This window comes from Streptomyces sp. NPDC002276 (assembly GCF_053891435.1).
Genome location: NZ_JBSFCQ010000005.1, coordinates 20,072 through 44,201, shown reverse-complemented (window position 1 = coordinate 44,201; position 24,130 = coordinate 20,072). Strand labels below are relative to the sequence as shown.

The window sequence follows — 24,130 nt, the reverse complement described above, 5'->3', positions numbered from 1 at the left end:
GCTTTCCTCGCCCGCGTCCCCGAGGACAGGAGCGGGAAAGGAAATGGACAGCGGGCACGCGCGCGTGCCGGCTCACTGCCGGCGGGGTACGGGCGGGCTCTTGGCCAGGGCGGCCCGGACCGCTGCCTCCCGCAGTTCGAAGAGGCTGCCGGACCAGTCGCCCAGCACCTCCTCGTCGGGCAGCAGCCGGACGGCGGCGAGCGCGGTGCGGATCTCGTCCACCTCACCCGCGCAGCCCGGGCACGCCCGCAGATGGCGGCCGACGCGTACGGTCTCTCCGGGATCGAGGGCCGCCATGGCATAGGCGGCCAGTTCGGTTGTCTCCTGCTCACATGTCACCGCGGTCTCCAGCCTGCCGACGCCGTCCGTTCCCCGGTCCTGGGCTATTTCGGGGTGATGGTGTGGTTGTTGACCCGGAAGAGGTTCCGCGGGTCGTAGCGCCGCTTGAGGCGGCGCAGCCGGGCCAGGTCGGCGTCGGTGAACACGTTGTCCGCCCGGTCGTCGCGGCCGGCGAAGTTCGTGTACGTGAGACCCGTGGACCACGGGCGCAGCCGTTCGACCATCCCGCCCAGCATCGTCATACCGGCCTCGACGACCTCCGGCGGGCCGACCGTCGCGCCCCACACGTTGAACACCGCGTCCCGCGCGGCGACGGGAGCGGCGGCGGCCGGCCGGGCCGCCAGCGCCCCGCCGAGATGTCTCAGCTCCAGGACCGTGACGAGTCCCCCGGCGGCGATCTGGGCGCTCTCCACCAGGGAGTCGACGGCGGCGGACGGCAACTCGGCCAGCAGGGCGCCCTGTTCCTCGTACGGGAAGGGTTCCGCCGGGTCGGTGTGCACGAGGGCGTACGAGCCGTAGGGGTGCCGGGCGATGGTGTCGAGGATCCCCGGGCCGATGGCCCGGAAGGGGGCGAGGAGCTTCTCGGCCTCCTCGTCGGTGCCGAGGTGGGTCACCCTGAGGTGGGCGAGGAACCGGCCGCGCAGGGGTTCGGGCACCTGTGGGACCGGCGGGAGGTTCAGCAGCGCCACCGAGCAGGCGAAGGTGTCGGGCGCGGCGCGGACCACCTCGGGGAAGGCGCGGAGCACGGCCTCGACGTCCTCGGCGGGGAAGTAGACGCCACCGCCGTAGAAGGAGGTGACGGGGAAGAGCCCGATCTCCAGTGCGGTCACGACACCGAAGTTGCTGCGTCCGCCGCGCAGGGCCCAGAAGAGGTCGGGTTCGTGCTCCGGTGTCGCGCGGCGCGGTGTGCCGTCGGGCGTGACCACCTCGATGGCCACGACCTGGTCGGCGGCCCAGCCGTGGGACCGGCCCAGGAAGGGGCTGAGTCCGCCGCCGAGGGTGAAGCCCACGACTCCCACGTCCGGGCTGGACCCGTTCAGCGGTGCGAGCCCTTCCTCCTGCGCCGGTCCCACGACGTCCGACCAGCGCGCGCCCGCGCCGACGCGGGCCACCCCGCGCTCGATATCGATGTCGACCGTGCGCATCGCGCCCGTCGTGACGAGCAGGAAGCCCTCCTCGGCCGGGAACGGCTGATGTCCGGTGGCCATGACCCCGACGGGCAGGTCGTGGGCGGCGGCGAAGGCGACCGCTCTCTCCACATCGGCGGCGCTGCCTGCCGCGACGACCAGGGCGGGCCGCTGCCGCGAGCGCAGGTTGAACCCCGCGACCGCCTCCTCGTAGCCCGCGTCGCCCGGGACGAACACGGATCCCCCGATCCGGTCGGCCAGTTCGGTGACGGCCGCTGCGCCGACCACGGTCCGGCCCTGGTACTCGGTCATGCTGCTGTGCCTTTCGTCGGAGCGTCGGCCACCCGGAAAGCAGGCGGAAACGGCTCCCCGACGCGACCGGGTGCCGTCCGATGGCTGCTACGGCGCGCAGTCCGAAGAGGTTCACGGCTCGCGCGTGCCGCCTTGACGAAAGTTCGAGGACGGTCAGCAGAAGGCGGCGAGCACCGAGGAACCGCCCACGAGCCAGGCGCAGACCTGGTCCGGGTCGCCCTGCCCGCTCCCCCCGGAGCGGTGGTGGGTGTCGAGCCGGTCCAGCAGTACGCCCACCGCGTGCCGGGCCAGCGGCTCCAGCAGTCCGCCCTGGGTCCGGCGGGCCCGGTCGGTCCAGGTCCGCGCGCCGGCGGCGGCGGTGGGGCCCGGCGGGCCGAACGTCGCCAGGACCGCGAGTCCCACGGCGGAGACCGCTCTGCGGTCGGCCGGTGCCGCCGGACAGTTCCAGACCCCGTCGAAGACCGTCGCCGCGTCCGCGAAACGGCCGTCGTGGAAGGCCAGCACTCCGCGCAGGTTGGCGACGGCCGCCTGGAGGTCGTCCGCGCCGAGTTCGTCCGCGAGCCTGCTCACGTCCACGAGCCGCCCCTCGGCGGTGACGGACTCCCGCTCGGCGATGTCCAGGCAGGCCAGTCTGAGCACGGTGTAGGCCGAGCGGGTGCGCGCCCCGACGGCCCGCAGGATGCCGGCTGCCTCGGTCCACTGCTCGCGGGCCCGGGCGCGGAGGCCGTCGCTCTCGTCCGCGTCGCCGCAGAGGGTGAGGGAGAAGACCCGGGCGAAGTCGTCCTCGGCCGCGCGGGAGGCCGCCACCGCGAGCAGACCGTGGCGGCGGGCCCCCTCGACGTCCCCGCGCTGTAGGCAGTAGGTCGACCAGTTCGTCTGGAGGACCGCCCGGTCCCAGTGGAATTCCGTGTGCGCCACGGCGGTCTCCGCTGCGGAGAACCGTTCCTCCACATCGTCGCGCCCGTCGAGCATCGCGTGCAGCGCGTCGTAGCACTGGCCCAGGACCGATAGGTCGGGGTTCTTCGCGTGCCGCCAGACCGCTGTGTGCCGTTCCCCATAGGAACGGGCTTCCGTGTGGTGCCCGGCGACATGGTTGAGCCAGGTGAGCCAGGCGATGGTGTAGAAGAGGGCCCACTCGTCGTCCTCGGTGGGCTCCGCGGTCCGCCTGCCTGCTGCGGCGTCGTAGGCGAGCAGGGTGCGGTGGAGGCGGTCGATGCCCTCCTCCTCCCGGCCGCCGATGAACCAGAAGTAGCCGAGTCGCGCCTCCAGCAGCAGCGCCTCGGCCTCCCTGGACCTGGCCGTCATCAGGTCCGAGGCGGCCCGGATGTTGGCGGACTCCTCGGTGAGCCGGCGGACCCACTCCTGCTGGGCGGGGGACGAGAGGCCCGCGCTGCCGTCGCGGACGAAGTGGGCGGCCCAGGCCATGAGCCGTTCCTCGGCGTCCGGCGCGCGGCCTTCCTCGCGGAGCCGGGCGAGCGCGTACTCGCGGACCGTCTCCAGCATCCGCAGCCGGGTCCCGTCGGGGGTGGAGAACGGGACGACGAGGGACTTGTCGACCAACTGCGCCAGTACGTGCAGCAGTTGGGCACCGTCGGCCCCGTGCAGCGCGGCGGCGGACTCCGCCATGTCGAGGGAGCAGCCGCCGACGTAGAGGGCCAGTTCCGTGAACAGGCGCTGTTCGGAGGTGTCGAGGAGGGCGTAGCTCCAGTCGAGGACGGCGCGCAGGGTGCGGTGTCTGGCCGGTGCGGTGCGGTCCCCCTTGGTGAGCAGGGCGAAGCGGTTGTCGAGGCGGGCCTCGATCTGCCTCACGGACAGCAACCGGACGTGGGCGGCGGCGAGTTCGACCGCCAGCGGCAGTCCGTCGAGCCTGCGGCACAGGGAGCGGATGTCGCGCAGCGCCGTCTCGTCCGGGGCGAAGGAAGGGTCGATCATGGCGGCGCGGGCGCCGAACAGGTCGGCGGCCTCCTCGTCCGCCATGGGCGCCAGCGGGTACATCACTTCGGCCGGGACCTCCAGCGGTGCCCTGCTGGTGGCCAGCACGGTCAGCGCGGGGCAGCGGCCCAGCAGCGTCGCCACGAGCGGGGCGACGGCGTCGAGGAGGTGCTCGCAGTTGTCGAGCACGAGCACCGCCTGACGGACCGTCAGGAACGAGGTGATCCGCTGCACATGGTCGTGCGGCGGCTGGTCCGGCCGGACGGACGCGTCGGAGAGCCCGAGCGCGGCGGCGATCACGGCGAGCGCGTTCGCGTCGTCGGCGGGGGCCAGGTCGACCCACCAGACGTTGCCCCGGGCGGGCTGGAGGAGCGCGCACACCTCCAGCGCCAGCCGCGTCTTGCCGACGCCGCCCGGCCCCAGTACGGTCACCAGCCGCTCGCGGTCGACGACCTCCCGCAGCGCGCCGAGCTCCTTGTGCCTGCCGACGAACGGGCCGAGCGGCCGGATCGGACCGCCTTCGCCGACCGCAGGCCGCACGTCCGTACGGAGGGAGGACAGCGCGGACGCACACCCCGACGCGGCAACCGGCCCTTGGAGCGCCGGGTCCTGGCGGATCATCGCGGTGTGCAGCGAGCGCAGCTCCGACGAGGGAACGGCACCCAGCTCCGACCGCAGCAGCGGCCGGCCCGTCTCGTAGATCTCCAGGGCCTCCGCGGTCCGCCCGCAGCGGTGCAGCGCAAGCATGAGGCGGGCCCGGGACCGCTCGCGCAGCGGTGCGAGGGAGACCAGGGCCGTCAGCTCGGGGACCAGTTCCCGCGCCCGGCCGAGGGCGAGACCGGCGGTGGCCACATCCTCCAGGGCGCCCAGCCGCAGCTCCTCAAGACGGGTCCGCTCGGCTTCGAAGACCCGTCCCTCCAGGCCGTCCAGGGCACGCCCCCGCCACAGCGCGAGCGCCGACCGCAGCTCGCCCTCGGCCTTCTCCCACTCCTCCGCGGCCAGATGCTCACGGCCCGCCCGGACCGCCGTCTCGAAAGCGGTTGCGTCGATCTCGTCGTCCGGCCCCAGGACGATCCGGTAGCCGCCGTGCCCGAACAGCAGCCGCGTGTCCTCGCCGCCCGCCGTGAGCGCGGACCGCAGCTTGGCCATCTGGACCTGGAGCGCGTTGACCGGATCCTTGGCCCCGCGCTCCTCCCACAGCTCCTCGATGAGGGTGTCGCGCCGTACGACGGCCCCGTGGGCGAGCAGCAGCCGCCCCACGATCGCCCGGGAGACGGCGCCGGGCAGGGCGATCGCGCCGTTGCCGTTCACCAGCTCCGGGCGGCCGAGCAGTCGAAAGAGCATGGCCGCCATTCTGCCGCCGGCGGCCGACCGCGCCGAAAGGGCTTGTCGGCGCGTCGCGCCGGCGGGTGAACCGAGTCGTGGGAGGCCCCGTAGACGTCCACGTCCACCGAGGCACGACATCGACGGCAGGAGCGGAAATGATCCGGAACCTCGTCTTCTTCAAGCTGAACGACGGTCTCACCCGCCAGTCCCCGGAGGTCGTCGAGGGATTCGAGCTCGTACGGAACCTGGACCGCGAGATCCCCGAGATCCGGCAGTGGGAAGTGGGGTGGCACGCGTTCGACGAGACGCCCGTCTCCTACGACTTCGCCCTGAACAGCCTCTTCGACGACACCGCCGCCTTCCAGCGGTACTTCAACCACCCCGCGCACCTGGCCGCCATCGCCCACTGGATGGACCACGCCACCTGGGTGGTCGTCGACATGCACGTCTGACGGACCGGGCAGGGGCCGAAGTGGCGGGCCGGTCGCGCTGCCGCCAGGCTGACGGGCAGACGTACCGGCACGCACGACGCACGGACGGACGCACAGAGGGACTGGTTCCACATGCAGATCGACCTGACGGGACGCACCGCGCTGGTGACGGGTTCGACGCAGGGCATCGGCGCGGCGATCGCCGCCGGACTCGCGCGCTCCGGCGCCCGGGTGGGGGTGAACGGCCGCGACGAACAGCGGGTCGCGGAGGGCGTGGCACGGCTGGCGGAGGAGGTGCCGAACGGCGTCTTCGTGCCCGTGGCCGCCGACGTGACGACCGAGGAGGGCGCCGCGCGCGTCCTGGAGGCCCTGCCTGAGGTGGACGTCCTCGTCAACAACCTCGGAGTGTTCGGCGCCGCCGACCCGCTGGAGATCAGCGACGCGGAGTGGCGCCGCTATTTCGAGGTGAACGTGCTGGCCGCCGTACGACTGACCCGCGTGTACCTGCCGGGCATGACGGGCCGCGGCTGGGGCCGGATCCTGAACATCGCCAGCGACTCGGCGATCGTCATCCCGGCCGAGATGATCCACTACGGCATGTCCAAGACCGCGCTCCTCGCCGTGAGCCGCGGCTTCGCGAAGCAGGCGGCGGGCACGGGAGTGACGGTCAACTCGGTGATCGCGGGCCCCACGCACACGGGCGGTGTCGAGGACTTCGTCTACGAACTCGTCGACCGCGAACTGCCCTGGGACGAGGCGCAGCGCGAGTTCATGCGGAAGCACCGGCCGCAGTCCCTGCTGCAACGGCTGATCGAGCCCGAGGAGATCGCCAACATGGTCGTCTACCTCAGCTCCGACCAGGCCTCGGCCACGACGGGCGGCGCGCTGCGGGTGGACGGGGGTTACGTCGACTCGATCCTGCCCTGACGCCGCTCGGAGGAGAGCCAGGTCAGCGCCTCCAGGGCATCCCGGGCCGCGGTACGCATGTCGTATCGTCGACAGGGTGCCCGCCGGTGAGCCGCGCCGTAGGGCCGAGTGGGAGGAGCCCTCGTGACGCAGCAGATTCCGTCGACCGAGCCGGAGTTGTCCGGAGTGCGCAATTTCCGGGACGTGGGCGGGCTCCCGACGGCGGACGGACGGCGCGTGCGACACGGTGTGCTGTTCCGCAGCGGCCATCTCGCGCACGCGACCGAGGAGGACGCCGCGTTCCTCGACTCGCTGGGCCTGCACACGATCTTCGACTTCCGCAACGCGTCGGACCAGAAGCTGGAAGGCCCCGACGTCGAACTGCCCGGCGTCCGCAACGTGAACCTGCCGCTGTCCGACCCGGCGGACGGCTCCGAGTTCTGGAAGATGGTCCGCGACGGCGAGATAGAGCAGTTGCGCGAGATCCTCGGCGGCGACAAGGGCGCGAACCGCATGATCGCCTCGTACCGCACGATCGTCACCCAGCGCACCGCCGAGCACTCCCGGGTGCTGCACGCGCTCGCCGAGGACAGTGTTCCCGCGCTGATGCACTGCGCGGCGGGCAAGGACCGCGCGGGTCTGTCGATCGCCGTGACGCTGCTCGCCCTGGGCGTGGAGCGCGAGGCGATCGTCGCCGACTACCTGGAGTCGAACGCCAAGCACCGCCGCTACCAGGTCCGCCGCAGCAACTCCTCCGTCGCCGGCTACTCCCCCGAGGTGATGGAACTCCTCAGCCCCCTCTTCGACGCCCGCGCCGAGTATCTGACGGCGGCCTTCGACACCGTCGAGGAGACCTGGGGCAGCGTGGACGCCTATCTGGAACAGGGGCTCGGCATCACCCCGGAGATCCGGGAGCGGCTGCGCGAGCGTCTGCTCGACTGAACTCGCGCCCGCGGTGCGCTACTTGGCGCCCACGGAGAACAACAGGTAGATGAAGGCCGCGAAGAGATGGCCGACGGCGATGTAGATGAGGAGCCGTACCCACAGGGCACGGGGGAACCTGTCCTCGATGTTGTTGCCGCTCATGGTGTGTCTCCGGTGATCGGGCCCAGGCACAGGGTGGCCGTGGGACTCTGCAACAGGGTGTGGACGAAGAGCACCTCGACGCCGTTCTCGTCGGCGGCGGCGAGGCGGTGCGGGGTGAGCGAGTCGAAGTGGGCGCTGTCGCCCGGCCCGAGGATGTGCGCGGTGTCGCCGAGCCGCAGCCGCAGCCGCCCCTTGAGGACGTACAGCCATTCCTCACCGGGGTGCACGCGCACGATGTCGCCCTGGGAGCCGTGCGGGATGCGGACGCGCAGCGACTGCATCCCGCGGCCGGGGGCGCCGGCCTGCCAGTACGTCCAGCCGCCCGCCCGGGTCGGTTCCATGTCGGCGGCGCGTACGACGGCTTCCCGGTCGGTGACCGTCTCGCCGAGCAGATCCGAGACTGTCGTACCGTAGATACGGGCGAGCGCGAGCAGCATCGGCAGCGAGGGCTGGCGCTGCCCGGTCTCCAGGCGGGAGAGATGGGCGGGCGAGAGTCCGGCCGAGCGGGCCGCGGTCTCCAGGGTGAGGGAGGCGCGGCGGCGCAGGGCACGGAGCTGGGGAGCGACGGTGGCCGGCAGGTCGTCGGCCGGTCCGGCCGGCGGTTCCGGCTCGATCCCGGTCTCGGTCTCGGAGGGGCTCATGCCTCCATTCAGCCGGACTTTTGCCCCTGCGGCAAATTTCTTGTCACAGAGGCAAAAATCTCGGTTCTCGCAGCTCAGCGGTTGGCGACCGCCTGCTTCACGAGCGTCCTGCTGAAGTCCCACATCAGCCCGCCGCCGCTGTGCGCGTCGTCCATCACGGCCGTGAAGGCCTCGACGAACCGGTCCACCTCGCGCTCCCCGACGACCAACGGCGGGATCAGCTTGATGACCTCCAGGTGGTCGCCGGAGACCTGGGTGAGGATGCGGTGCCGCTGGAGCAGCGGTACGACCACCATCTGCGCGAACAGGCCCTTGCGCGCCGCTTGCAGCATGGTCCAACGGCTGCGCAGCTTCAGCGACTTGGGCTTCCCGAACTCGATGCCGATCATCAGGCCCCGGCCGCGCACGTCGGCGAGCAGCTCGTACTTGTCGACCAGCGCGGCGAGCCGGGTCCTCAACTGGTCCCCGGTGGCACGGGCGTTGGCGACGATCTGCTCGTTCTCCATGACGGACAGCACGGCGAGGCCTGCCGCCATGGCCTGGGCGTTGGACCCGAAGCTCGCCGAGTGGACCAGCACGCGGTCCATGGACGAGTAGACCTTCTTGAAGATCCAGTCCTTGCCGAGGGTGGCGCCGACCGGCACATAGCCGCCGGACAGCGCCTTGGCGACACACACCAAGTCCGGTTCCACGCCGTCCTCGTGCTGGTAGGCGTAGAAGTCGCCGGTGCGGCCGAGCCCGGTCTGCACCTCGTCGGCGATGAGCAACGCCTTGTGTTTCCGCAGGAGTTCCTGCGCGGCGCGCAGATAGCCGGGCGGCGCCTCGTGCACGCCCTTGCCCTGGATCGGCTCGACGACGAGGGCCGCGACGTCGCCCTTCTTCAACTCCCGTGCCAGGGCGTCGAGATCACCGAGGGGTACGGCGGTGTCGGGCAGCAGCGGGGCGAAGCCGTCCCGGAAGCCGTCCTCGCCGTTGACGGAGAGCGAGCCGGTGGTCAGGCCGTGGAAGGCGTGGTCGCAGTACAGGACGCGCGGCTTCCCGGTGGCGTACCGGGCGAACTTGAGCGCGGTCTCGACCGCCTCCGTACCGCTGTTGCCGAAGAACACCCTGTCCAGGTGCGGGCTGTGGGTGAGCAGCTTCTCGGCGAGCAGGCCGGGCAGCGGCTGGCAGTCGAAGCGCGTGAGGTCGGCGAGCTGGGCGTCGAGGACGTCGTGCAGCGCCTTGCGGACGACGGGGTGGTGGCGGCCCAGGCCCATCACCCCGAACCCGGCGAGCATGTCCAGGTAGTCGTTGCCGTCCGCGTCCCAGAAGTAGGCGCCCTCGCCCCGCTCGTAGACCTTGTCGAAGCCGATGGTGTGCAGCATGCGCGGGAGCTGGTGGTTGAGGTACTTGCTGTGCAGCTCGTAGCGCTCGGCTCCGCGCTCGGCCAAGAGCGCGGTGAGGTCGAACTCCTTGGTCATTCGGGTTTCTCCTTGGCTGCGTGGCCGGTCGCGTCCTTGACCGCCAGGCTTGCGCTGATCCGTCCGGCGACCTCGACGGGTGTGAGGCCGATGTCGGCGAGCACCTCGCCGCGTTTGGCGTGCGCGAGGAACTGCTCCGGGATGCCGAACCGCCGTACGGGGACGTCGACTTCGGCGTCGCCGAGCGCCAGCGCCACGGCGGCGCCGACCCCGGAGGCGCGGCTGTTGTCCTCGACGACGGCCACCAGGCGGTGTTCGGCGGCGAGGCCGGGCAGCGCCGGGTCGACGGGTTTGACCCAACGGGGGTCCACGACCGTGCAGTTGATGCCGCGCGCTTCGAGGAGTTCGGCGGCCTGGAGGCAGACGGGCGCCATCACTCCTACGGCGACGAGCAGCACGTCGGGGGTCTCCGCGCCCCGGTGCAGGACGTCGAGGCCGCCCACGCGGTCGATCGCGGGGATCTCCGGTCCGACCGACTCCTTCGGGAAGCGGACGAGGGTCGGCGCGTCGTCGACGGCGACCGCTTCCCGCAGCTGGGCCCGGAGTTGGTCGGCGTCGCGCGGGGCGGCGATCCGCAGGCCGGGGACGACCTGGAGGATGGACATGTCCCACATGCCGTTGTGTGACGCTCCGTCAACTCCCGTGACTCCAGCGCGGTCCAGGACGAAGGTCACCCCGCAGCGGTGCAGCGCCACGTCCATCAGGAGCTGGTCGAAGGCGCGGTTGAGGAAGGTGGCGTAGACGGCGACGACGGGATGCAGCCCGCCGGTCGCGAGGCCCGCCGCCGAGACGGCCGCGTGCTGTTCGGCGATGCCGACGTCCCAGACGCGGTCGGGGAACCTCGCGGCGAACTTGCCGAGGCCGACCGGGTGCAGCATGGCCGCCGTGATGGCCACGACGTCCTCCCGCTCCTCCCCGATGCGCAGGATCTCCTCGCCGAACACGCTGGTCCAGGAAGGGCCGTTGGAGGGTACGAGGGGCTCGCAGGTGAGCGGGTCCATCACGCCGACGGTGTGGAAGTGGTCCTCCTCGTGGGCGAGGGCGGGTTCGTAGCCGCGCCCCTTCTCCGTGAGGCAGTGGACGAGGACCGGGCCGTGGAAGCGTTTCGCACGGCGCAGCGCGGACTCGACGGCGCCGATGTCGTGTCCGTCGATCGGGCCGACGTACTTGAGGCCCAGGTCCTCGAACATGCCCTGCGGGTTGAAGGCGTCCTTGAAGCCCTTCTTCGCGCCGTGCAGCGACTCGTAGATCGTGTTGCCGACGACCGGCGTGCGCAGCAGGACGTCCTTGCCCCAGGCGAGGACCTGCTCGTAGCTGTCGGTCGTGCGCAGGGTGGCCAAGTGGTTGGCGAGGCCGCCGATGGTGGGCGAGTAGGAGCGCTCGTTGTCGTTGACGACGATGATCAGCGGGCGGTCCTTGGCGGCGGCGATGTTGTTCAGCGCCTCCCAGGCCATACCGCCGGTGAGCGCGCCGTCGCCGATCACCGCGACGACATGGCCCTTCTCCCCCTGCACCTGGCGGGCCTTGGCGAGGCCGTCGGCCCAGCCGAGCGCGGTGGAGGCGTGGCTGTTCTCGACGATGTCGTGCTCGGACTCCTCGCGCGAGGGGTAGCCGGACAGGCCGCCCTTGCCGCGCAGCTTCGAAAAGTCCTGACGGCCCGTCAGGAGCTTGTGCACATAGCTCTGGTGGCCGGTGTCCCAGACGATGCGGTCGACCGGTGACTCGAAGACCCGGTGGAGCGCGATGGTCAGTTCCACCACGCCCAGGTTCGGCCCGAGATGGCCGCCGGTCCTGGCCACCGCGTGCACCAGGAACTCCCTTATCTCTTCGGACAGTTCGCCGAGTTCCGCCTCGGACAGCGACTTCAGGTCGCGTGGTTGCCGGATGCTCTCCAGGATCGTCACGTCGGGCCCCCTTCGGTCCGTGCTGTTTCAGCTCACGGTGACGGCCGGTTCCCCCGACGCGACGCCGTCCTGCTCCATCTGCTCGGCGATCTTCATCGCCTCCTCGATGAGGGTCTCCACGATCTTCGACTCAGGCACGGTCTTGATGACCTCGCCCTTCACGAAGATCTGCCCCTTCCCATTGCCGGAGGCGACCCCCAGGTCCGCCTCCCGCGCCTCGCCGGGTCCGTTGACGACGCAGCCCATGACCGCGACGCGCAACGGCACCTCCATGCCTTCCAGACCCGCCGTGACCTCGTCGGCGAGCTTGTAGACGTCCACCTGGGCGCGCCCGCAGGACGGGCACGACACGATCTCAAGCCGGCGGGGCTTGAGGTTCAGCGACTCCAGGATCTGGAGGCCGACCTTGACCTCCTCCACCGGCGGGGCGGACAGCGACACCCGGATCGTGTCGCCGATGCCCTCGCTGAGCAGCGCCCCGAAGGCGACGGCCGACTTGATCGTGCCCTGGAAGGCGGGCCCTGCCTCGGTGACCCCGAGGTGCAGCGGATAGTCGCTCTGCGCGGCCAGCAGCCGGTAGGCGTTGACCATCACCACGGGGTCGTTGTGCTTGACGGAGATCTTGATGTCGCCGAAGCCGTGCTCCTCGAAGAGCGACGCCTCCCACAGGGCCGACTCGACGAGCGCCTCGGGCGTCGCCTTGCCGTACTTCTGGAGCAACCTCCGGTCCAGGGAACCGGCGTTGACCCCGATGCGGATCGGCGTGCCGTGGTCCTTGGCGGCCCGCGCGATCTCCTTGACCTTGTCGTCGAACTGCTTGATGTTGCCCGGGTTCACGCGAACTGCCGCGCACCCGGCCTCAATTGCGGCGAAGACGTACTTGGGCTGGAAGTGGATGTCCGCGATCACCGGGATCTGCGACTTGCGCGCGATGGTCGCCAGCGCGTCCGCGTCGTCCTGCGTGGGGCAGGCGACGCGGACGATCTGGCAGCCGGACGCGGTGAGTTCGGCGATCTGCTGGAGGGTGGCGCCGATGTCCGACGTACGGGTCGTGGTCATCGACTGGACCGAGACGGGGGCCCCGCCCCCGACCGCCACCGGTCCGACCTGGATGCGTCGCGACACACGTCGCTCGGCGATCGGCCGGACCGGCATCTCGGGGACGCCCAGGGAAACGGCGGTCATGACGTCAGTCGCGGTTTCCGGCGACGGTCTCGCGCATGGCCCGCAGGGACTCCTTGAGGGAGCCCATGGTGGCGAGGACGGCGGTGGGCTCGTAGCCGCAGTGCGCCATGCAGTTGGCGCAGCGCGGGTCCTTGCCGCGGCCGTACTTGTCCCAGTCGGTCTCCTCGATGAGTTCGCGGTACGTCGGGACGTATCCGTCGCTCATCAGGTAGCAGGGGCGCTGCCAGCCGAAGAGCGAGTAGTTCGGGATCGCCCAGGCCGTGCACGGGAAGTCGACCTTGCCCTCCAGGAAGTCCAGGAAGAGCGGGGAGTGGTTGAGCCGCCACTTGCGGCGGTTGCCGTCCGCGAAGGCCTTCTTGAACAGCTCGTGGGTCTGCGCGACACCCAGGAAGTGCTCCTGGTCGGGCGCCTTCTCGTAGGCGTAGGCGGGCGAGATCATCATCTCGTCGACCTTGATGTCGTCGTTGAGGAAGTTCAGGACCTCGATGATGGTCTGCGGAGTGTCGGTGTTGAAGAAGGTGGAGTTGGTGGTGACCCGGAAGCCGCGCTTCTTGGCCTCCTTCATCGCCTCCACCGCCTCGTCGAACACGCCCTCCTTCGCGACGGACTCGTCGTGCCGCTCGCGCAGCCCGTCGATGTGCACCGCGAACGCGAAGTACGGCGAGGGCGTGAACTTGTCGAGCTTCTTGCGCAGCAGCATCGCGTTGGTGCAGAGGAAGACGTACTTCTTCTTCGCCACCAACTGCCGCACGATCTCGTCGATCTGAGGGTGCATCAGGGGTTCGCCGCCCGCGATGGACACCATCGGCGCACCGGATTCGAGCACCGCCCCGACGGCCTGCGCCACCGGCATGCGCTGCTTGAGCACGCCCGCCGGGTGCTGGATCTTGCCGCAGCCCTCGCACTTCAGGTTGCACGCGAAGAGAGGTTCCAGCTCCACGATCAGGGGGAACTTGTCCCGCCTGCGGAGCTTCTGTTCAGCCAAATATGTAGCGACCTTGATGGACTGGCGCAGCGGCATGGCCATCTGGCTCACCTCCGAGGGAGCAACAAAGAACGGTGCCATTCGAAAAAAGCGGGAAGAACGGATCGAAGAACGCGGAAAGCCGATATTCCACCGCGCACCGTGCCGATCCGGACGAGTTCATGTTCAGGAGCGTCCACGACCACCCGTACGGCCGCAACCGGGCGCGCGCCCGTACGCACGGCGCTCAGCAGCGTGGCCGCCGATTCCATGTCGACCGCGATTGCGCCGGTCGCGAGCAGATCCGACCGTTCCTGACCACGGACGACATGATCGGAGCCGGTCAGGGGGCCGGTGTGGACGGTGCGGCCGGGCAGGGCCCGCACCAGTTCCTTGACGAGCAGTTCGGTCGCTACGCACGGAACGGTTCCGCGCGGGTCCCGGGTCTCCTCGGCGACCACCAGGTCGCCGGGGTGCATCCCGGGGGCGAGTCCGGCGCAGAAGCCCGTGGCCAGTACGGCGGCCTCGGACAGCGCCGGGTCGGCGAGGCGCCGGGTGACGGCCGCTTCGGCCGCCACGGGCCCCATACCCGTCCGCAGGACGGTGACCTGCCCTTCGGCGCCGGAGCGGTCGCCGGTGCGCAGGGCGAGGTGCTCGATGCCGAGCGCGCAGGCGATCAACAGCGGCGGGGCGGCGGACCGGGTGCTCATCAGCCCCCCTTGGCAGGAGAGACAGCCGGGGAGACGGCCGGGGAGACGGTCCGGGTGAACGGTTCTCCGTGGACGTAGCGCCCGAGCGCGGTGAGCGGGAAGACCTGCCGGTAGAGGTGGTAGTTGATGGAGAAGTCCCACGGGAAGCCGGTGCCCGTGAAGTAGGGCTCGTCCCAGGAGCCGTCCTCCCGCTGGGTGGTCGCGAGCCATTCGATGCCGCGCTCGACGGCCTTGGAGTCGTGCTCCCCCGCCGCCAGCAGGGCCATCAGCGCCCAGGCCGTCTGCGAGGCGGTCGAGGCGCCCCGGCCGCTCCACTCCTTGGCGTACTTGTAGGAGCGCAGGTCCTCGCCCCAGCCGCCGTCGTCGTTCTGCACGGTCTCCAGCCAGGTCACCGCGCGCCGGATCGCCGGGTGCGAGCCGGGGATCCCGGCCGCGGCGAGGGCGGGCACCACGGACCCTGTGCCGTATACGTAGTTGACGCCCCAGCGGCCGAACCACGAGCCGTCCGGCTCCTGTTCGGCGAGCAGCCACTCGATGCCGCGCCGGGTGCGCGGATCGTGGGCGAGGCCCTCGACGGCGAGCATCTCGACGACGTGCGCGGTGACGTCCGCCGACGGCGGGTCGATGACCTCGCCGAAGTCGCAGAACGGCAGCCGGTTGGGGAAGGGGCTGGTGTTGTCGACGTCGAAGGCGCCCCAACCGCCGTTCTTGGACTGCATTCCGAGGTTCCAGCGGACTCCGCGTCCGACGGCCCGGTCGAGGCGTTCCGGGTCGTGATGTCTGACCCGGCGCAGCGCGAGCACCACCTCGGCGGTGTCGTCGATGTCGGGGTAGTTGTCGTTGTGGAACTCGAACGCCCAGCCGCCGGGCGGCAGTTGGGGCCGCTTCACCGCCCAGTCGCCGGGGCGGACGATCTCCTCCCCGAGCATCCAGTCGGCGGCCTTGACCAGTTGGGGGTGGTCGGCGGGCACGCCCGCGTCGGCGAGGGCAATGGTCGCGAGGCAGGTGTCCCACACCGGGGACTGGCAGGCCTCGATCATCCGGGCCCCGTCCTCGCGCCAGATCGCGAACCGGTCGAGTGACTCAAGTCCCGCGCGCATCACGGGGTGTTCGAGGTCGTAGCCCAGCAGGTGCAGGGCGATCACCGAGTACACAGCCGGCGGCTGGATGCCGCCCCAGCAGCCGTCGTTCTCCTGCCGCTCGATGATCCAGCGCGCGGCGGCGTTCATCGCCGACTTGCGCAGCTTGCGCGGGGCGACCTTGCGGTAGAGGTGCAGCGCCTTGTCGAGCCGCTGGAAGGCGCCGTCCCAACTCGCCACCTTGGCGAGGGGCTTGACCGGGTTCGGGTCGTTCGCGTCGGTGTGGAGTTCGTCGAGCGGGAAGGGCGCGGGCCTTACCGGCCGCTTCGCGGAGACCACCGTCAGCGGCACGATGGTCTGCCGGGCCCAGCATCCGAAGTCATAGATGTTGAGGGGTACCCAGGTGGGGAAGTAGATGAGTTCCGGGGGGAGTTCGGGCAGGTCGTCCCACTTCCACCAGCCGAACAGGGCGAGCCAGATGCGGGTGAAGACCCGGGCCGAGGCGATGCCGCCGCGCTCGCGGACCCACGCGGACGCCTTCGCCATGTGCGGGGCGTCCGGCGCGTCACCGGCCAGCCGGAGGGCGACGTACGCCTCGATGGTGGTGGAGAGTTCGCCGGGCCCGCCGTAGAAGCTGGCCCAGGTGCCGTCCTCGCGCTGCTCGCCGCGGATGAAGAGTGCAGCGGCCCGGGTCGTCGACTCGTCGCGGATACCCAGGAACTGACGGAGCAACAGATCCTCGGCGTCCATCGTGACGTTCGTGTCGAGGTCGCCCTTCCACCAACCCTGCGCGTCCTGGAGGGAGAGCAGGAAGTCGGTGGCGCGTTGCACGGCGAGTGCGGCGGCGTCGTGCACCCCGGCCGCCACGGGTGTGTTGATGTCGGTTTCGCTGGCCGCGGCAACACGGGGCCGCATCGCCCCGGTGCTTCCGTCGGTCGTCGCTGTCATGGCTTCCCCTTCGTGCAGTGGCATGTCTCTGCTGTGGGTCCGCCGTCGGCCGGTACTCATGTCTCCGCAGCACCGGCCGGCGACTACGCGAGGGCTATTCGACCGATAGTGATCATCTCTTTCGTACGACGACGAAGTCGGCGAGCGCCGTGAACTGCGCCCGAACCCGGTCGGGCATGGTGATGGCGTCGAGGACCTCGATGGCGATGGTGTGCTGACGGCGTGCCTCTTCGGCGGTCCACTCGCGGCCGCCGGCCTCCTCGATGAGCGCGGCGCGGGCCGCGAACTCCTCCTCGGAGAAGTTCTCGAAGTCGCTGCTCTTGGCGTCGGCGGCGAGGATCTCGCCGAGCCGCTCGGAGGCGGGTCCGCCCGCCGCGAGCGCCGCCACCACGGGCAGGGACTTCTTGCGCTGGCGCAGATCGCTCCAGGTCTGCTTCCCGGTGGCCTCCGGGTCGCCCCAGATGCCGAGGAGGTCGTCGACAGCCTGGAAGGCCAGGCCGAGGTGGTGGCCGTACTTCTCCAGGACGTCGGCGGTGCGGTCGTCCGCACCGCCGAGCACGGCCCCGATGGAGGAGGCGCAGGCGAGCAGGGCGCCGGTCTTGTTGCCCTCCATCTCCAGGCACTCCTCGACGCTGACGCGGTCGCGGTGCTCGTAGGAGATGTCCTGCGCCTGGCCGTCGATGAGGGCCCGGGTCGCGGTGGTGAGGCGGCGGGTGGCGCGGCCGGCCTCGACGGTGCCGAGCTCCAGCAGGACCTCGTTGGCGAGCGCGAAGAGGGCGTCGCCGACCAGGATGGCCTGCGCGGGGCCGTGCACCTTCCACACGGTGTCGCGGTGCCGGCGCTGTTCGTCGCCGTCCATCAGGTCGTCGTGCAGCAGCGAGAAGTTGTGGACCAGCTCGACGGCGACGGCGCCCGGGATGCCGACCTCGGGTGCGGCACCGGTGACCTCGGCGGAGAGCACGGCGAGCGCGGGGCGCACGGCCTTGCCGCCGTCGCCCGCGGCCGGCTTGCCCTCGGCGTCGATCCAGCCGAAGTGGTAGGCGGAGACGGTGTCCATGGGCGGTGCCAGACGGTCCACGGCGGCCCGCAGCACCGGTGTGGCAAGGGTCCGGCCGCGCTCCAGGAGCGCGGACACGTCCACCGCGGTCGCAGCGGCCTTCTCGGCCGGGGGCACAGTGGGCACAGTCTCTCCTCTTGTCGCGGTACCGGGGGTGCGGGGGCCTGCCGTGTGACGACCGAGCATCACGCCGCCTCCTCGAACTCGAAGAGCCGATGAGGGCGGGGCCGGCCCAGGGCAGCGAGCGCGGCGTCCGCCGCGCTCACCCCGCTGCGGACCGCACTTTCCATGGTCGCGGGCCACCCTGTGGCGGTCCACGCTCCGGCCAGGTACAGGCCGGGGGCCTTGGTGCGGGCGCCGGGCCGCAGCCGTCCGACGCCTGGGGCGGGAGCGAACGTCGCCGTGCGCTCCCTGGTCACGAAGAAGTCCCTCACCTCGGCGCCGCGCGCACCGGGCAGCAGCCGCTCCAGTTCGGGGAGGTAGCGCTCGCGCAGTTCGGCGACGGTCTCGTCGATCTCGTCGTGCGCGGCGGACTGGGACAGCGCCAGGTACTGGCCGTCCTTCAGCCCGGACGCCTCGGTCCGGTCGAACACCCACTGCACGGGGCTGCCCAGCGCGGCGAAGAAGGGCCGGGCGAGCACCTTGCGGTCGTAGACGACGTGGACGTTGAGGATCGGCGCCGTGTCGATGGCGAGCAGCCGCTCAGGGGCGTCGAGGGCGCCGTCGGGCAGCAGATCATGGGCCTCGCGCTGGGGTACGGCGAGGACGACGGCGTCGGCCTCAAGGGTCTCGCCGGGAACCTGAACGCTCCAACGCCCGTTCTCGTCAGTGGAGATGGAGGTGACGCGTGTACGGACTTCGGTGCGCACGCCCGCGGAGTCGAGCGCCTTGCGGGCCAGCCGGTCGTGCAGTTCACCCAGCGGCACATGGGCCCAGCCGATGTCGGCCGCGCCCGGGTCGGAGAGCAGACCGGTCTTGAACACCATCGCGGCCAGCGCCAGCGAGGAATCGCCGGCCACCGCGTTGAGGGTGGCGACCCCCACCAGGTCCCACAGTGCCTCGACGGCACGCGCCGACTGACCGTGTGCGGCCAGCCAGCTGCCGAAGTCCTGCGTGTCCAGGGCCGGATCGTTGAGGTCGAGCGCTTTGAGCGCGAGAGCGGCACGGCCGACTTTGGCGCGCTCTGCGAGCGAGAGATGCGGGTAGGTCGCGAGGCTGCGCCCGAGATGCAGAGGTACGGGCAGCGGGTCGCGCCGGAGTCTGCCGAGCCTGCGTCCCTCGGGGCGGTTGGCGTCGAGTACGGGCACGTCGAGACGATCCTGCAACGGCGACAGCGCTGAGCCCTCGATGCGGTCGAGGAACCAGCGGTAGGCGGTGCAGCAGCGCAGATACACGTGCTGTCCGTTGTCGACGGTCAGGTCGCCGCGCTGGAAGGAGAAGGCGAGTCCGCCCAGGCGCGGGCGGCCTTCGAGCAGGGTGACGCGGACTCCGGCGTCGGCGAGCGCGAGCGCGGTGGTGACGCCGGCCAGCCCGCCGCCGACCACGACGGCATGCCGTCCGGCCCCTCCCGCCGATGGATCCGAGGGCAGCCCGTCGCCCCGCGTCCCGTCGCTCATCGTGCACTCCCCCCTGTGCGCCCACCGTGGCAGGTCGTCGCAGTCAGGGACGCGACTTCACACCGGAGGGTTGCGTGCCGCATTTCTCCGGTGACATCACCTTGGCCCACTTTGTCCATCAGGTGCGCCTCCTGAGGGTCCTGCGCGTGACGTGGCGGGTGTCCAGTCCGGACAGGCCGCGCACGGCGACGTAGGCCTTCTCGCGGCCGGGCAGCGAGACACGGCCGCGCAGTACGGCCTCCGGCTCGCGCTCGATGCGGTCCAGGAGGCGGCGGTAGATGCCGGCCATCGCGGCGACACAGGCGCCGCTGCGGCGGTCGAGCATGGGGAGCAGCCGGTAGCCCTCGGCGAAAAGGGTGCGGGCCCGGCGCACCTCGAAGTGCACGAGACCCGCGAAGTCGGAGCCCTCCGGCGGAGTCGGCCCGTTGAACCCGGCCGAGCAGCCGAATTTCGCGAGGTCGTCGGCGGGCAGATAGGTACGGCCGCCCTCGGCGTCCTCGCGGACGTCTCTCAGGATGTTGGTGAGCTGGAGCGCGAGCCCCAGCGTGTCGGCGTACTCGGAGGCGCGTTCGGAGCCGCGCGCCCCCGCCTCCGTGCCGAACACGCCGAGCGAGAGCCGTCCGATCGCGCCCGCGACACAGCGGCAGTAGACCTTCAGGTCGTCCCAGGTCTCGTAGGTCTCGCCCTGGACGTCCATCAGGACGCCGTCGATCAGCTCGTCCAGGCCGCCGAGCGGGATCGGGAAGGCCTCGGCCGCGTGCGCGAGGGCGACCGCGACCGGGTCGGTGTCGTCCTCCTCGACCTTGCCTTCGCGCACCCGGGTCAGCAGCGCCCGGGTGTCCTCCAGCCGCGCCGACTTCACCTCGGTCGCCAGCGTGCCGTCGCCGATGTCGTCGACACGCCGTGAGAACGCGTACAGCGCCGACATGGCGCGGCGCTTCGGCGTCGGCAGCAGTCTGATGCCGTACGCGAAATTGCGCGCCTGTTGTCCGGTGACGGCCTCGCAGTAGCTGTAGGCGGCGAGTACCGGCGCGGACATGTGCGGTGCAGACTCCACGGTCCGGATCACCCCTCTCCTCGCAGAGTCACGCCCACCTCACGCAGCAACTGGATCTTGCCGGGTTTGGGCGGGCCGGGAAGTACGTCGTATTCGGCGGCGACGATCGCTCCGACCGCCGCCCGTCCCCCCGCCACGAACCCCGCGAGCAGCAACTTCAGTCTGCCGTGGACGCTACCCACCAGGGGGGCGCCTTCATTCAGGAGATCGCGGGCGCGTTCTGCTTCGTATGCAACCAGTGCGCGCACCGATGCGCCCGCGGAGGGCGTGGCGAGATCCGCTTCCTGGACGTGAAAGCGCTTCATGTCCTGGGCGGGCAGGTAGATGCGGTCGCGGCCGAGGTCCTCGGTCACGTCCTGAAGGTGTTCGACGATCTGTAGTGCGGTGCAGATCGCGTCGGAGAGCCGGACCCGCTCGGGGGTCTCGGTGCCGGTGACACCGAGGACGAGGCGGCCGACGGGGTTCGCGGAGAGTTCACAGTAGGCAAGGAGATCGTCGTAGGTCTCGTAGCGCGTGACGAGCTGGTCCTGGCGGTTCGCCGCGATCAGGCCGAGGAAGGGTTCCGGAGTGAGCGCGCACCGGCGGACGGTCGGCTGGAGGCGGCGCAGCAGGGGGTGGCTCGGGGTGCCGTCGAAGACCCGGCGCAGATCGGCCTCGAAGGCGTCGAGGAGGAGCAGACGGTCCTCGGCGTCCTCGGGCGACACGCCGAGCAGCCTGGCGTCGGCGCCGCCGGGGGCGAGGTCGCCGTCGCCGATGTCGTCGACGAGGCGGGCGAATCCGTAGACCGCCATGAGGTCGGTGCGCCATGCCCTGGGCAGGAAGAAGGGCGCCACGGGGAAGTTCTCGGCCGCGGCCTTGTCGAGTGTGCCGCGCTCCGGATCACCGGTGGCGGCGGTGCCGCTTCCCGTCACCGCTCACTGCCAGGGGCGGGGACGGCACACGCTTCGGTGAGCTGGGGAGTTTCCGTAGCCATTGCCGTCACATCTCCCGTTCTACACTGCCGACCCAATACACACTATTTCGGACACGCCGCCCAGTCGTCCGCTCGGTGACCCGTATTTGGGTGTCGCGCATTATCGCCCCACTTGCCGCTATTCGGCACCGGTACAGCTTACGTTGTACAACGCAGTGAGCTTCCTCGGGGTGTCCTGCACATCACAACAACACACCGATTGGCGTCAAGATTCCTTGGGCCGGGCCGAGTTGACGTTTCCTTTGCAGACGCGGAGCCCCGCCGGAGCAGTTCCGGCGGGGCCCTGGGAAGCGTTCCGGGCTTTTGCGCCCATATGCGAGTGGACTACTTGCCCGTGAACTTCTCGTACTCCTTGATGACCTCGTCGGTCGGGCCGTCCATCCGCAGTTCGCCGCGTTCCAGCCACAGCACGCGGTCACAGGTGTCGCGGATCGACTTGTTGTTGTGACTGACCAGGAACACCGTGCCCGCGGACTTGCGCAGCTCACGGATGCGTTCCTCGGAGCGGACCTGGAACTTGCGGTCGCCGGTGGCCAGCGCCTCGTCGATCATCAGGACGTCGTGGTCCTTGGCGGCGGCGATGGAGAAGCGCAGCCGGGCCGCCATTCCGGAGGAATAGGTGCGCATGGGAAGGGTGATGAAATCGCCCTTCTCGTTGATCCCGGAGAAGTCGACGATGTCCTGGTAGCGCTCCCTGACCTGTTCGCGGGTCATGCCCATGGCGAGACCGCCCAGGATGACGTTCCGCTCGCCGGTGAGGTCGTTCATCAGGGCCGCGTTGACGCCCAGCAGCGAGGGCTGGCCGTTGGTGTAGACCCGGCCGCTCTCGGCGGGGAGCAGGCCGGCGATGGCGCGCAGCAGGGTCGACTTGCCGGAGCCGTTGGAGCCGATCAGGCCGACGGCCTCGCCCCGGTAGGCGACGAAGGAGACGCCCCGGACGGCGTGCACCTTGCGCACCCCGCGCTCCTCGCCGCGCTTGACTATGCGGCTGAGGGCCGAAGTGGCGCTGCCCTTGCCGGTCTTGGCGCCGTGCACGCGGTAGACGATGTGCAGTTCGTCCGCGACGACGGTGGGGATCAGTGCCTCCGGGGTCTGATCCACCGAGTTCTGTTCGACAGTGTGCTCAGCCACGGCCGTACCTCTCCTCCGCCTGCCAGAAGTACACGAAACCGCCGACGAACAGGACCACGGCCCAGAAGGTGGCGATGGCCCAGACGTGCGGCGGCAGGTTCGAGGAGCCGTAGCCGTCGATGAGCGCGAAGCGCATCAGGTCCATGTAGATGGCGGCCGGGTTCACCTGGAGGAAGCGGATGAACACCTCGGAGCGGCCCTCCATCATCTTGCTGATGGAGAACATGACGCCGGACGTGTACATCCAGGTGCGCAGGATGAACGGCATCAGCTGGGCGAGGTCCGGGGTCTTCGCGCCCATCCGCGCCACGATCAGCGCGAGCCCGGTGTTGAAGAGGAACTGAAGCAGCAGGACCGGGAGGATGAGCAGCCAGGACAGGCTCGGGTAGCTGCCGAAGCCGACCACGATGAGGAACAGCACGGTCATCGAGAACAGCAGCTGCTGGAGCTGCTGGAGCGCGAAGGAGATCGGCAGCGAGGCCCGCGGGAAGTGCAGCGCGCGCACCAGCCCGAGGTTGCCGGAGATCGCGCGGACGCCCGCCATGATCGAGCTCTGCGTGAAGGTGAACACGAAGACGCCCGTGACCAGGAACGGGATGTACACGTCCCGCGACATGCCTCGGCTGGCCTTCAGGATGACGCCGAAGATGAAGAAGTAGACCGCCGCGTTCAGCAGCGGGGTGGCCACCTGCCAGAGCTGGCCCAGTTTCGCCTGGCTGTACTGGGCGGTCAGCTTCGCCTGGGAGAAGGACAGGATGAAGTGACGGCGCCCCCAGAGCTGGCGGACGTAGTCGACGAGTCCGGGGCGGGCGCCGCTCACGGTCAGCCCGTACTTGGCGGCGAGCTGCGGCGCCGTGAGGCCTTCGTCGGGCGACGGGCGCGGGCTCACCGCGACCCCGCCGTCATGCGTTGTCTCACTCAAGGGTGGAAGCCTTCATGTTCGGATGCGTCTTACGATCGTCTTGCGTTCGTCTTACGGAATTGTGCTACAGGAAGCGACACGTATCCGCCGCCGGACACGGTTCAGGGGTGTCCGCGCGCCGAGCGCGCGGACACGCACCGTCGGGCCTGTCAGATCACGGGGGGCCGGCCCAGTCGGGTCAGCCGCCACACCGTACGCCACTTGATGGGCCTGCGCGGTCCGCACGGAGTGGTCCAGCCCTCCCTGAACCCGCCGAACCAGGCCTGTAGGGCAGGCCGCGAGGGGCGGCGCAGGAGGGTGAGGAGCAGCCACACCCCGAGGTAGACGGGGACGAGGGGGGCGGGGAGGTTGCGGCGGGCCAGCCAGACCCGGTTGCGGGCGACCATGCGGTGGTAGACCGCGTGCCGGGAGGGCGCCGTCGTCGGGTGGTACAGGACCATGTCCGACCGGTAGTCGATCATCCAGCCGGCGTCGAGGGCCCGCCAGGCGAGGTCGGTCTCCTCGTGGGCGTAGAAGAACTCGTCCGGGAGGGCGCCGACCTCGGCGAAGACCTTGGTGCGGACGGCGTTGGCGCCGCCGAGGAAGGTGGTGACCCGGGAGGAGCGCATCGGGTCGGAGGCGCGCAGCCGGGGGACGTGGCGGCGCTGGGTGACGCCGGTGTCCGGGTCGGCGATGCGGAAGCTGATGATGCCGAGCCGGGGGTCGGCGGCGAAGGCCTGGCGGCACAGCTCGGCGGTGTCGTGCTGGGCGAGCAGCCCGTCGTCGTCGAGGAACATCACTATGTCGACATCGCGACCGGCGGGCCCGAAGGCGTCCAGGCCGATGTTGCGGCCACCGGGGATGCCGAGGTTCTCGGGCAGTTCCACGGTCCGCACGCCCTCGGGGACGTCCGGGACGGGCGAGCCGTTGCCGACGACGACCGCCTCGACCCGGTCGCCGTCCTGCTTGGCGACCGAGTCGAGCAGGGCACGGAGTTCGTCGGGCCGGTTGCCCATGGTGATGATCACCGCGCCGACCTTCATGC

The 24,130-nt window shown here is 70.6% G+C and carries 22 protein-coding genes; 3 read left to right on the top strand and 19 right to left on the bottom strand.

Annotated features, from left to right (window positions below):
• Window positions 1–72: 72 nt before the first annotated feature.
• From ACWIHT_RS14810 to ACWIHT_RS14800, 3 genes are all read right to left on the bottom strand, one after another.
• On the bottom strand, window positions 73–339 hold the full coding sequence (locus ACWIHT_RS14810) for an anti-sigma factor family protein (RefSeq protein ID WP_456168095.1): 267 nt from the start codon (window positions 337–339) through the stop codon (window positions 73–75).
• A gap of 44 nt (window positions 340–383) precedes the next feature.
• A complete protein-coding gene (locus tag ACWIHT_RS14805; RefSeq protein WP_456168093.1) occupies window positions 384–1,778 on the bottom strand; it encodes an FAD-binding oxidoreductase in 1,395 nt (464 codons plus the stop codon).
• Window positions 1,779–1,931: 153 nt separating this feature from the next.
• A complete protein-coding gene (locus ACWIHT_RS14800) occupies window positions 1,932–5,054 on the bottom strand; it encodes an AfsR/SARP family transcriptional regulator (protein ID WP_456168091.1) in 3,123 nt (1,040 codons plus the stop codon).
• A 137-nt stretch (window positions 5,055–5,191) separates the two neighbouring features.
• Here ACWIHT_RS14800 and ACWIHT_RS14795 point away from each other — a divergent pair, with 137 nt between their 5' ends.
• The 3 genes from ACWIHT_RS14795 to ACWIHT_RS14785 all read left to right on the top strand — a co-directional run bounded on the left by ACWIHT_RS14795 (window position 5,192) and on the right by ACWIHT_RS14785 (window position 7,315).
• A complete protein-coding gene (locus ACWIHT_RS14795) occupies window positions 5,192–5,488 on the top strand; it encodes a Dabb family protein (RefSeq protein ID WP_456168089.1) in 297 nt (98 codons plus the stop codon).
• A gap of 111 nt (window positions 5,489–5,599) precedes the next feature.
• Complete coding sequence (locus ACWIHT_RS14790; RefSeq protein ID WP_456168087.1) at window positions 5,600–6,394, top strand: SDR family NAD(P)-dependent oxidoreductase; 795 nt, start codon at window positions 5,600–5,602, stop codon at window positions 6,392–6,394.
• Window positions 6,395–6,517: 123 nt separating this feature from the next.
• Window positions 6,518–7,315, top strand: a complete 798-nt coding sequence (locus tag ACWIHT_RS14785) for a tyrosine-protein phosphatase (RefSeq protein ID WP_456168085.1) — start codon at window positions 6,518–6,520, stop codon at window positions 7,313–7,315.
• Between the two features lie 18 nt (window positions 7,316–7,333).
• Here the strand turns inward: ACWIHT_RS14785 and ACWIHT_RS14780 are convergent, their stop codons facing one another.
• From ACWIHT_RS14780 to ACWIHT_RS14705, 16 genes are all read right to left on the bottom strand, one after another.
• Window positions 7,334–7,459, bottom strand: a complete 126-nt coding sequence (locus ACWIHT_RS14780; RefSeq protein ID WP_019069690.1) for a DUF6126 family protein — start codon at window positions 7,457–7,459, stop codon at window positions 7,334–7,336.
• On the bottom strand, window positions 7,456–8,100 hold the full coding sequence (locus ACWIHT_RS14775; protein ID WP_456168083.1) for a helix-turn-helix domain-containing protein: 645 nt from the start codon (window positions 8,098–8,100) through the stop codon (window positions 7,456–7,458). Before ACWIHT_RS14775 ends, ACWIHT_RS14780 begins: the two co-directional genes overlap by 4 nt.
• 74 nt (window positions 8,101–8,174) lie before the next feature.
• A complete protein-coding gene (locus ACWIHT_RS14770; RefSeq protein ID WP_456168081.1) occupies window positions 8,175–9,560 on the bottom strand; it encodes an aspartate aminotransferase family protein in 1,386 nt (461 codons plus the stop codon).
• Window positions 9,557–11,464 (bottom strand): 1-deoxy-D-xylulose-5-phosphate synthase, encoded by a 1,908-nt coding sequence (gene dxs / locus ACWIHT_RS14765; RefSeq protein WP_456168079.1) that lies wholly within the window; start codon window positions 11,462–11,464, stop codon window positions 9,557–9,559. The genes ACWIHT_RS14770 and dxs overlap by 4 nt, the downstream gene beginning before the upstream one ends.
• A gap of 27 nt (window positions 11,465–11,491) precedes the next feature.
• Window positions 11,492–12,649: a flavodoxin-dependent (E)-4-hydroxy-3-methylbut-2-enyl-diphosphate synthase gene (ispG, locus tag ACWIHT_RS14760; RefSeq protein WP_456168077.1), complete on the bottom strand. Its 1,158-nt coding sequence runs from the start codon at window positions 12,647–12,649 to the stop codon at window positions 11,492–11,494.
• Window positions 12,650–12,653: 4 nt separating this feature from the next.
• The gene (gene hpnH, locus ACWIHT_RS14755; protein WP_456168075.1) at window positions 12,654–13,676 is read right to left on the bottom strand and encodes an adenosyl-hopene transferase HpnH; all 1,023 of its coding nucleotides are present in this window, start codon (window positions 13,674–13,676) and stop codon (window positions 12,654–12,656) included.
• Between the two features lie 5 nt (window positions 13,677–13,681).
• Window positions 13,682–14,323: a 5'-methylthioadenosine/S-adenosylhomocysteine nucleosidase family protein gene (locus tag ACWIHT_RS14750; RefSeq protein WP_456168073.1), complete on the bottom strand. Its 642-nt coding sequence runs from the start codon at window positions 14,321–14,323 to the stop codon at window positions 13,682–13,684.
• On the bottom strand, window positions 14,323–16,350 hold the full coding sequence (shc, locus tag ACWIHT_RS14745; protein WP_456168071.1) for a squalene--hopene cyclase: 2,028 nt from the start codon (window positions 16,348–16,350) through the stop codon (window positions 14,323–14,325). Before shc ends, ACWIHT_RS14750 begins: the two co-directional genes overlap by 1 nt.
• Window positions 16,351–16,462: 112 nt before the next feature.
• Complete coding sequence (locus ACWIHT_RS14740; RefSeq protein ID WP_456168069.1) at window positions 16,463–17,593, bottom strand: polyprenyl synthetase family protein; 1,131 nt, start codon at window positions 17,591–17,593, stop codon at window positions 16,463–16,465.
• Window positions 17,593–19,023, bottom strand: coding sequence for a hydroxysqualene dehydroxylase HpnE (gene hpnE / locus ACWIHT_RS14735; RefSeq protein WP_456168067.1), 1,431 nt, complete (start codon window positions 19,021–19,023; stop codon window positions 17,593–17,595). The genes ACWIHT_RS14740 and hpnE overlap by 1 nt, the downstream gene beginning before the upstream one ends.
• A complete protein-coding gene (locus ACWIHT_RS14730) occupies window positions 19,020–19,142 on the bottom strand; it encodes a DUF6380 family protein (protein WP_374195603.1) in 123 nt (40 codons plus the stop codon). The genes hpnE and ACWIHT_RS14730 overlap by 4 nt, the downstream gene beginning before the upstream one ends.
• The gene (hpnD, locus tag ACWIHT_RS14725; protein ID WP_200710412.1) at window positions 19,142–20,092 is read right to left on the bottom strand and encodes a presqualene diphosphate synthase HpnD; all 951 of its coding nucleotides are present in this window, start codon (window positions 20,090–20,092) and stop codon (window positions 19,142–19,144) included. The genes ACWIHT_RS14730 and hpnD overlap by 1 nt, the downstream gene beginning before the upstream one ends.
• Entirely contained in the window at window positions 20,089–20,991 is a 903-nt protein-coding gene (gene hpnC / locus ACWIHT_RS14720; protein ID WP_456168065.1) for a squalene synthase HpnC, read from the bottom strand. Before hpnC ends, hpnD begins: the two co-directional genes overlap by 4 nt.
• 386 nt (window positions 20,992–21,377) lie before the next feature.
• Complete coding sequence (locus ACWIHT_RS14715) at window positions 21,378–22,184, bottom strand: ABC transporter ATP-binding protein (protein ID WP_456168063.1); 807 nt, start codon at window positions 22,182–22,184, stop codon at window positions 21,378–21,380.
• Entirely contained in the window at window positions 22,177–23,106 is a 930-nt protein-coding gene (locus ACWIHT_RS14710) for an ABC transporter permease (protein WP_456168061.1), read from the bottom strand. Before ACWIHT_RS14710 ends, ACWIHT_RS14715 begins: the two co-directional genes overlap by 8 nt.
• A gap of 149 nt (window positions 23,107–23,255) precedes the next feature.
• Window positions 23,256–24,128 (bottom strand): glycosyltransferase family 2 protein, encoded by an 873-nt coding sequence (locus tag ACWIHT_RS14705; protein WP_456168825.1) that lies wholly within the window; start codon window positions 24,126–24,128, stop codon window positions 23,256–23,258.
• Between the last annotated feature and the right edge of the window lie 2 nt (window positions 24,129–24,130).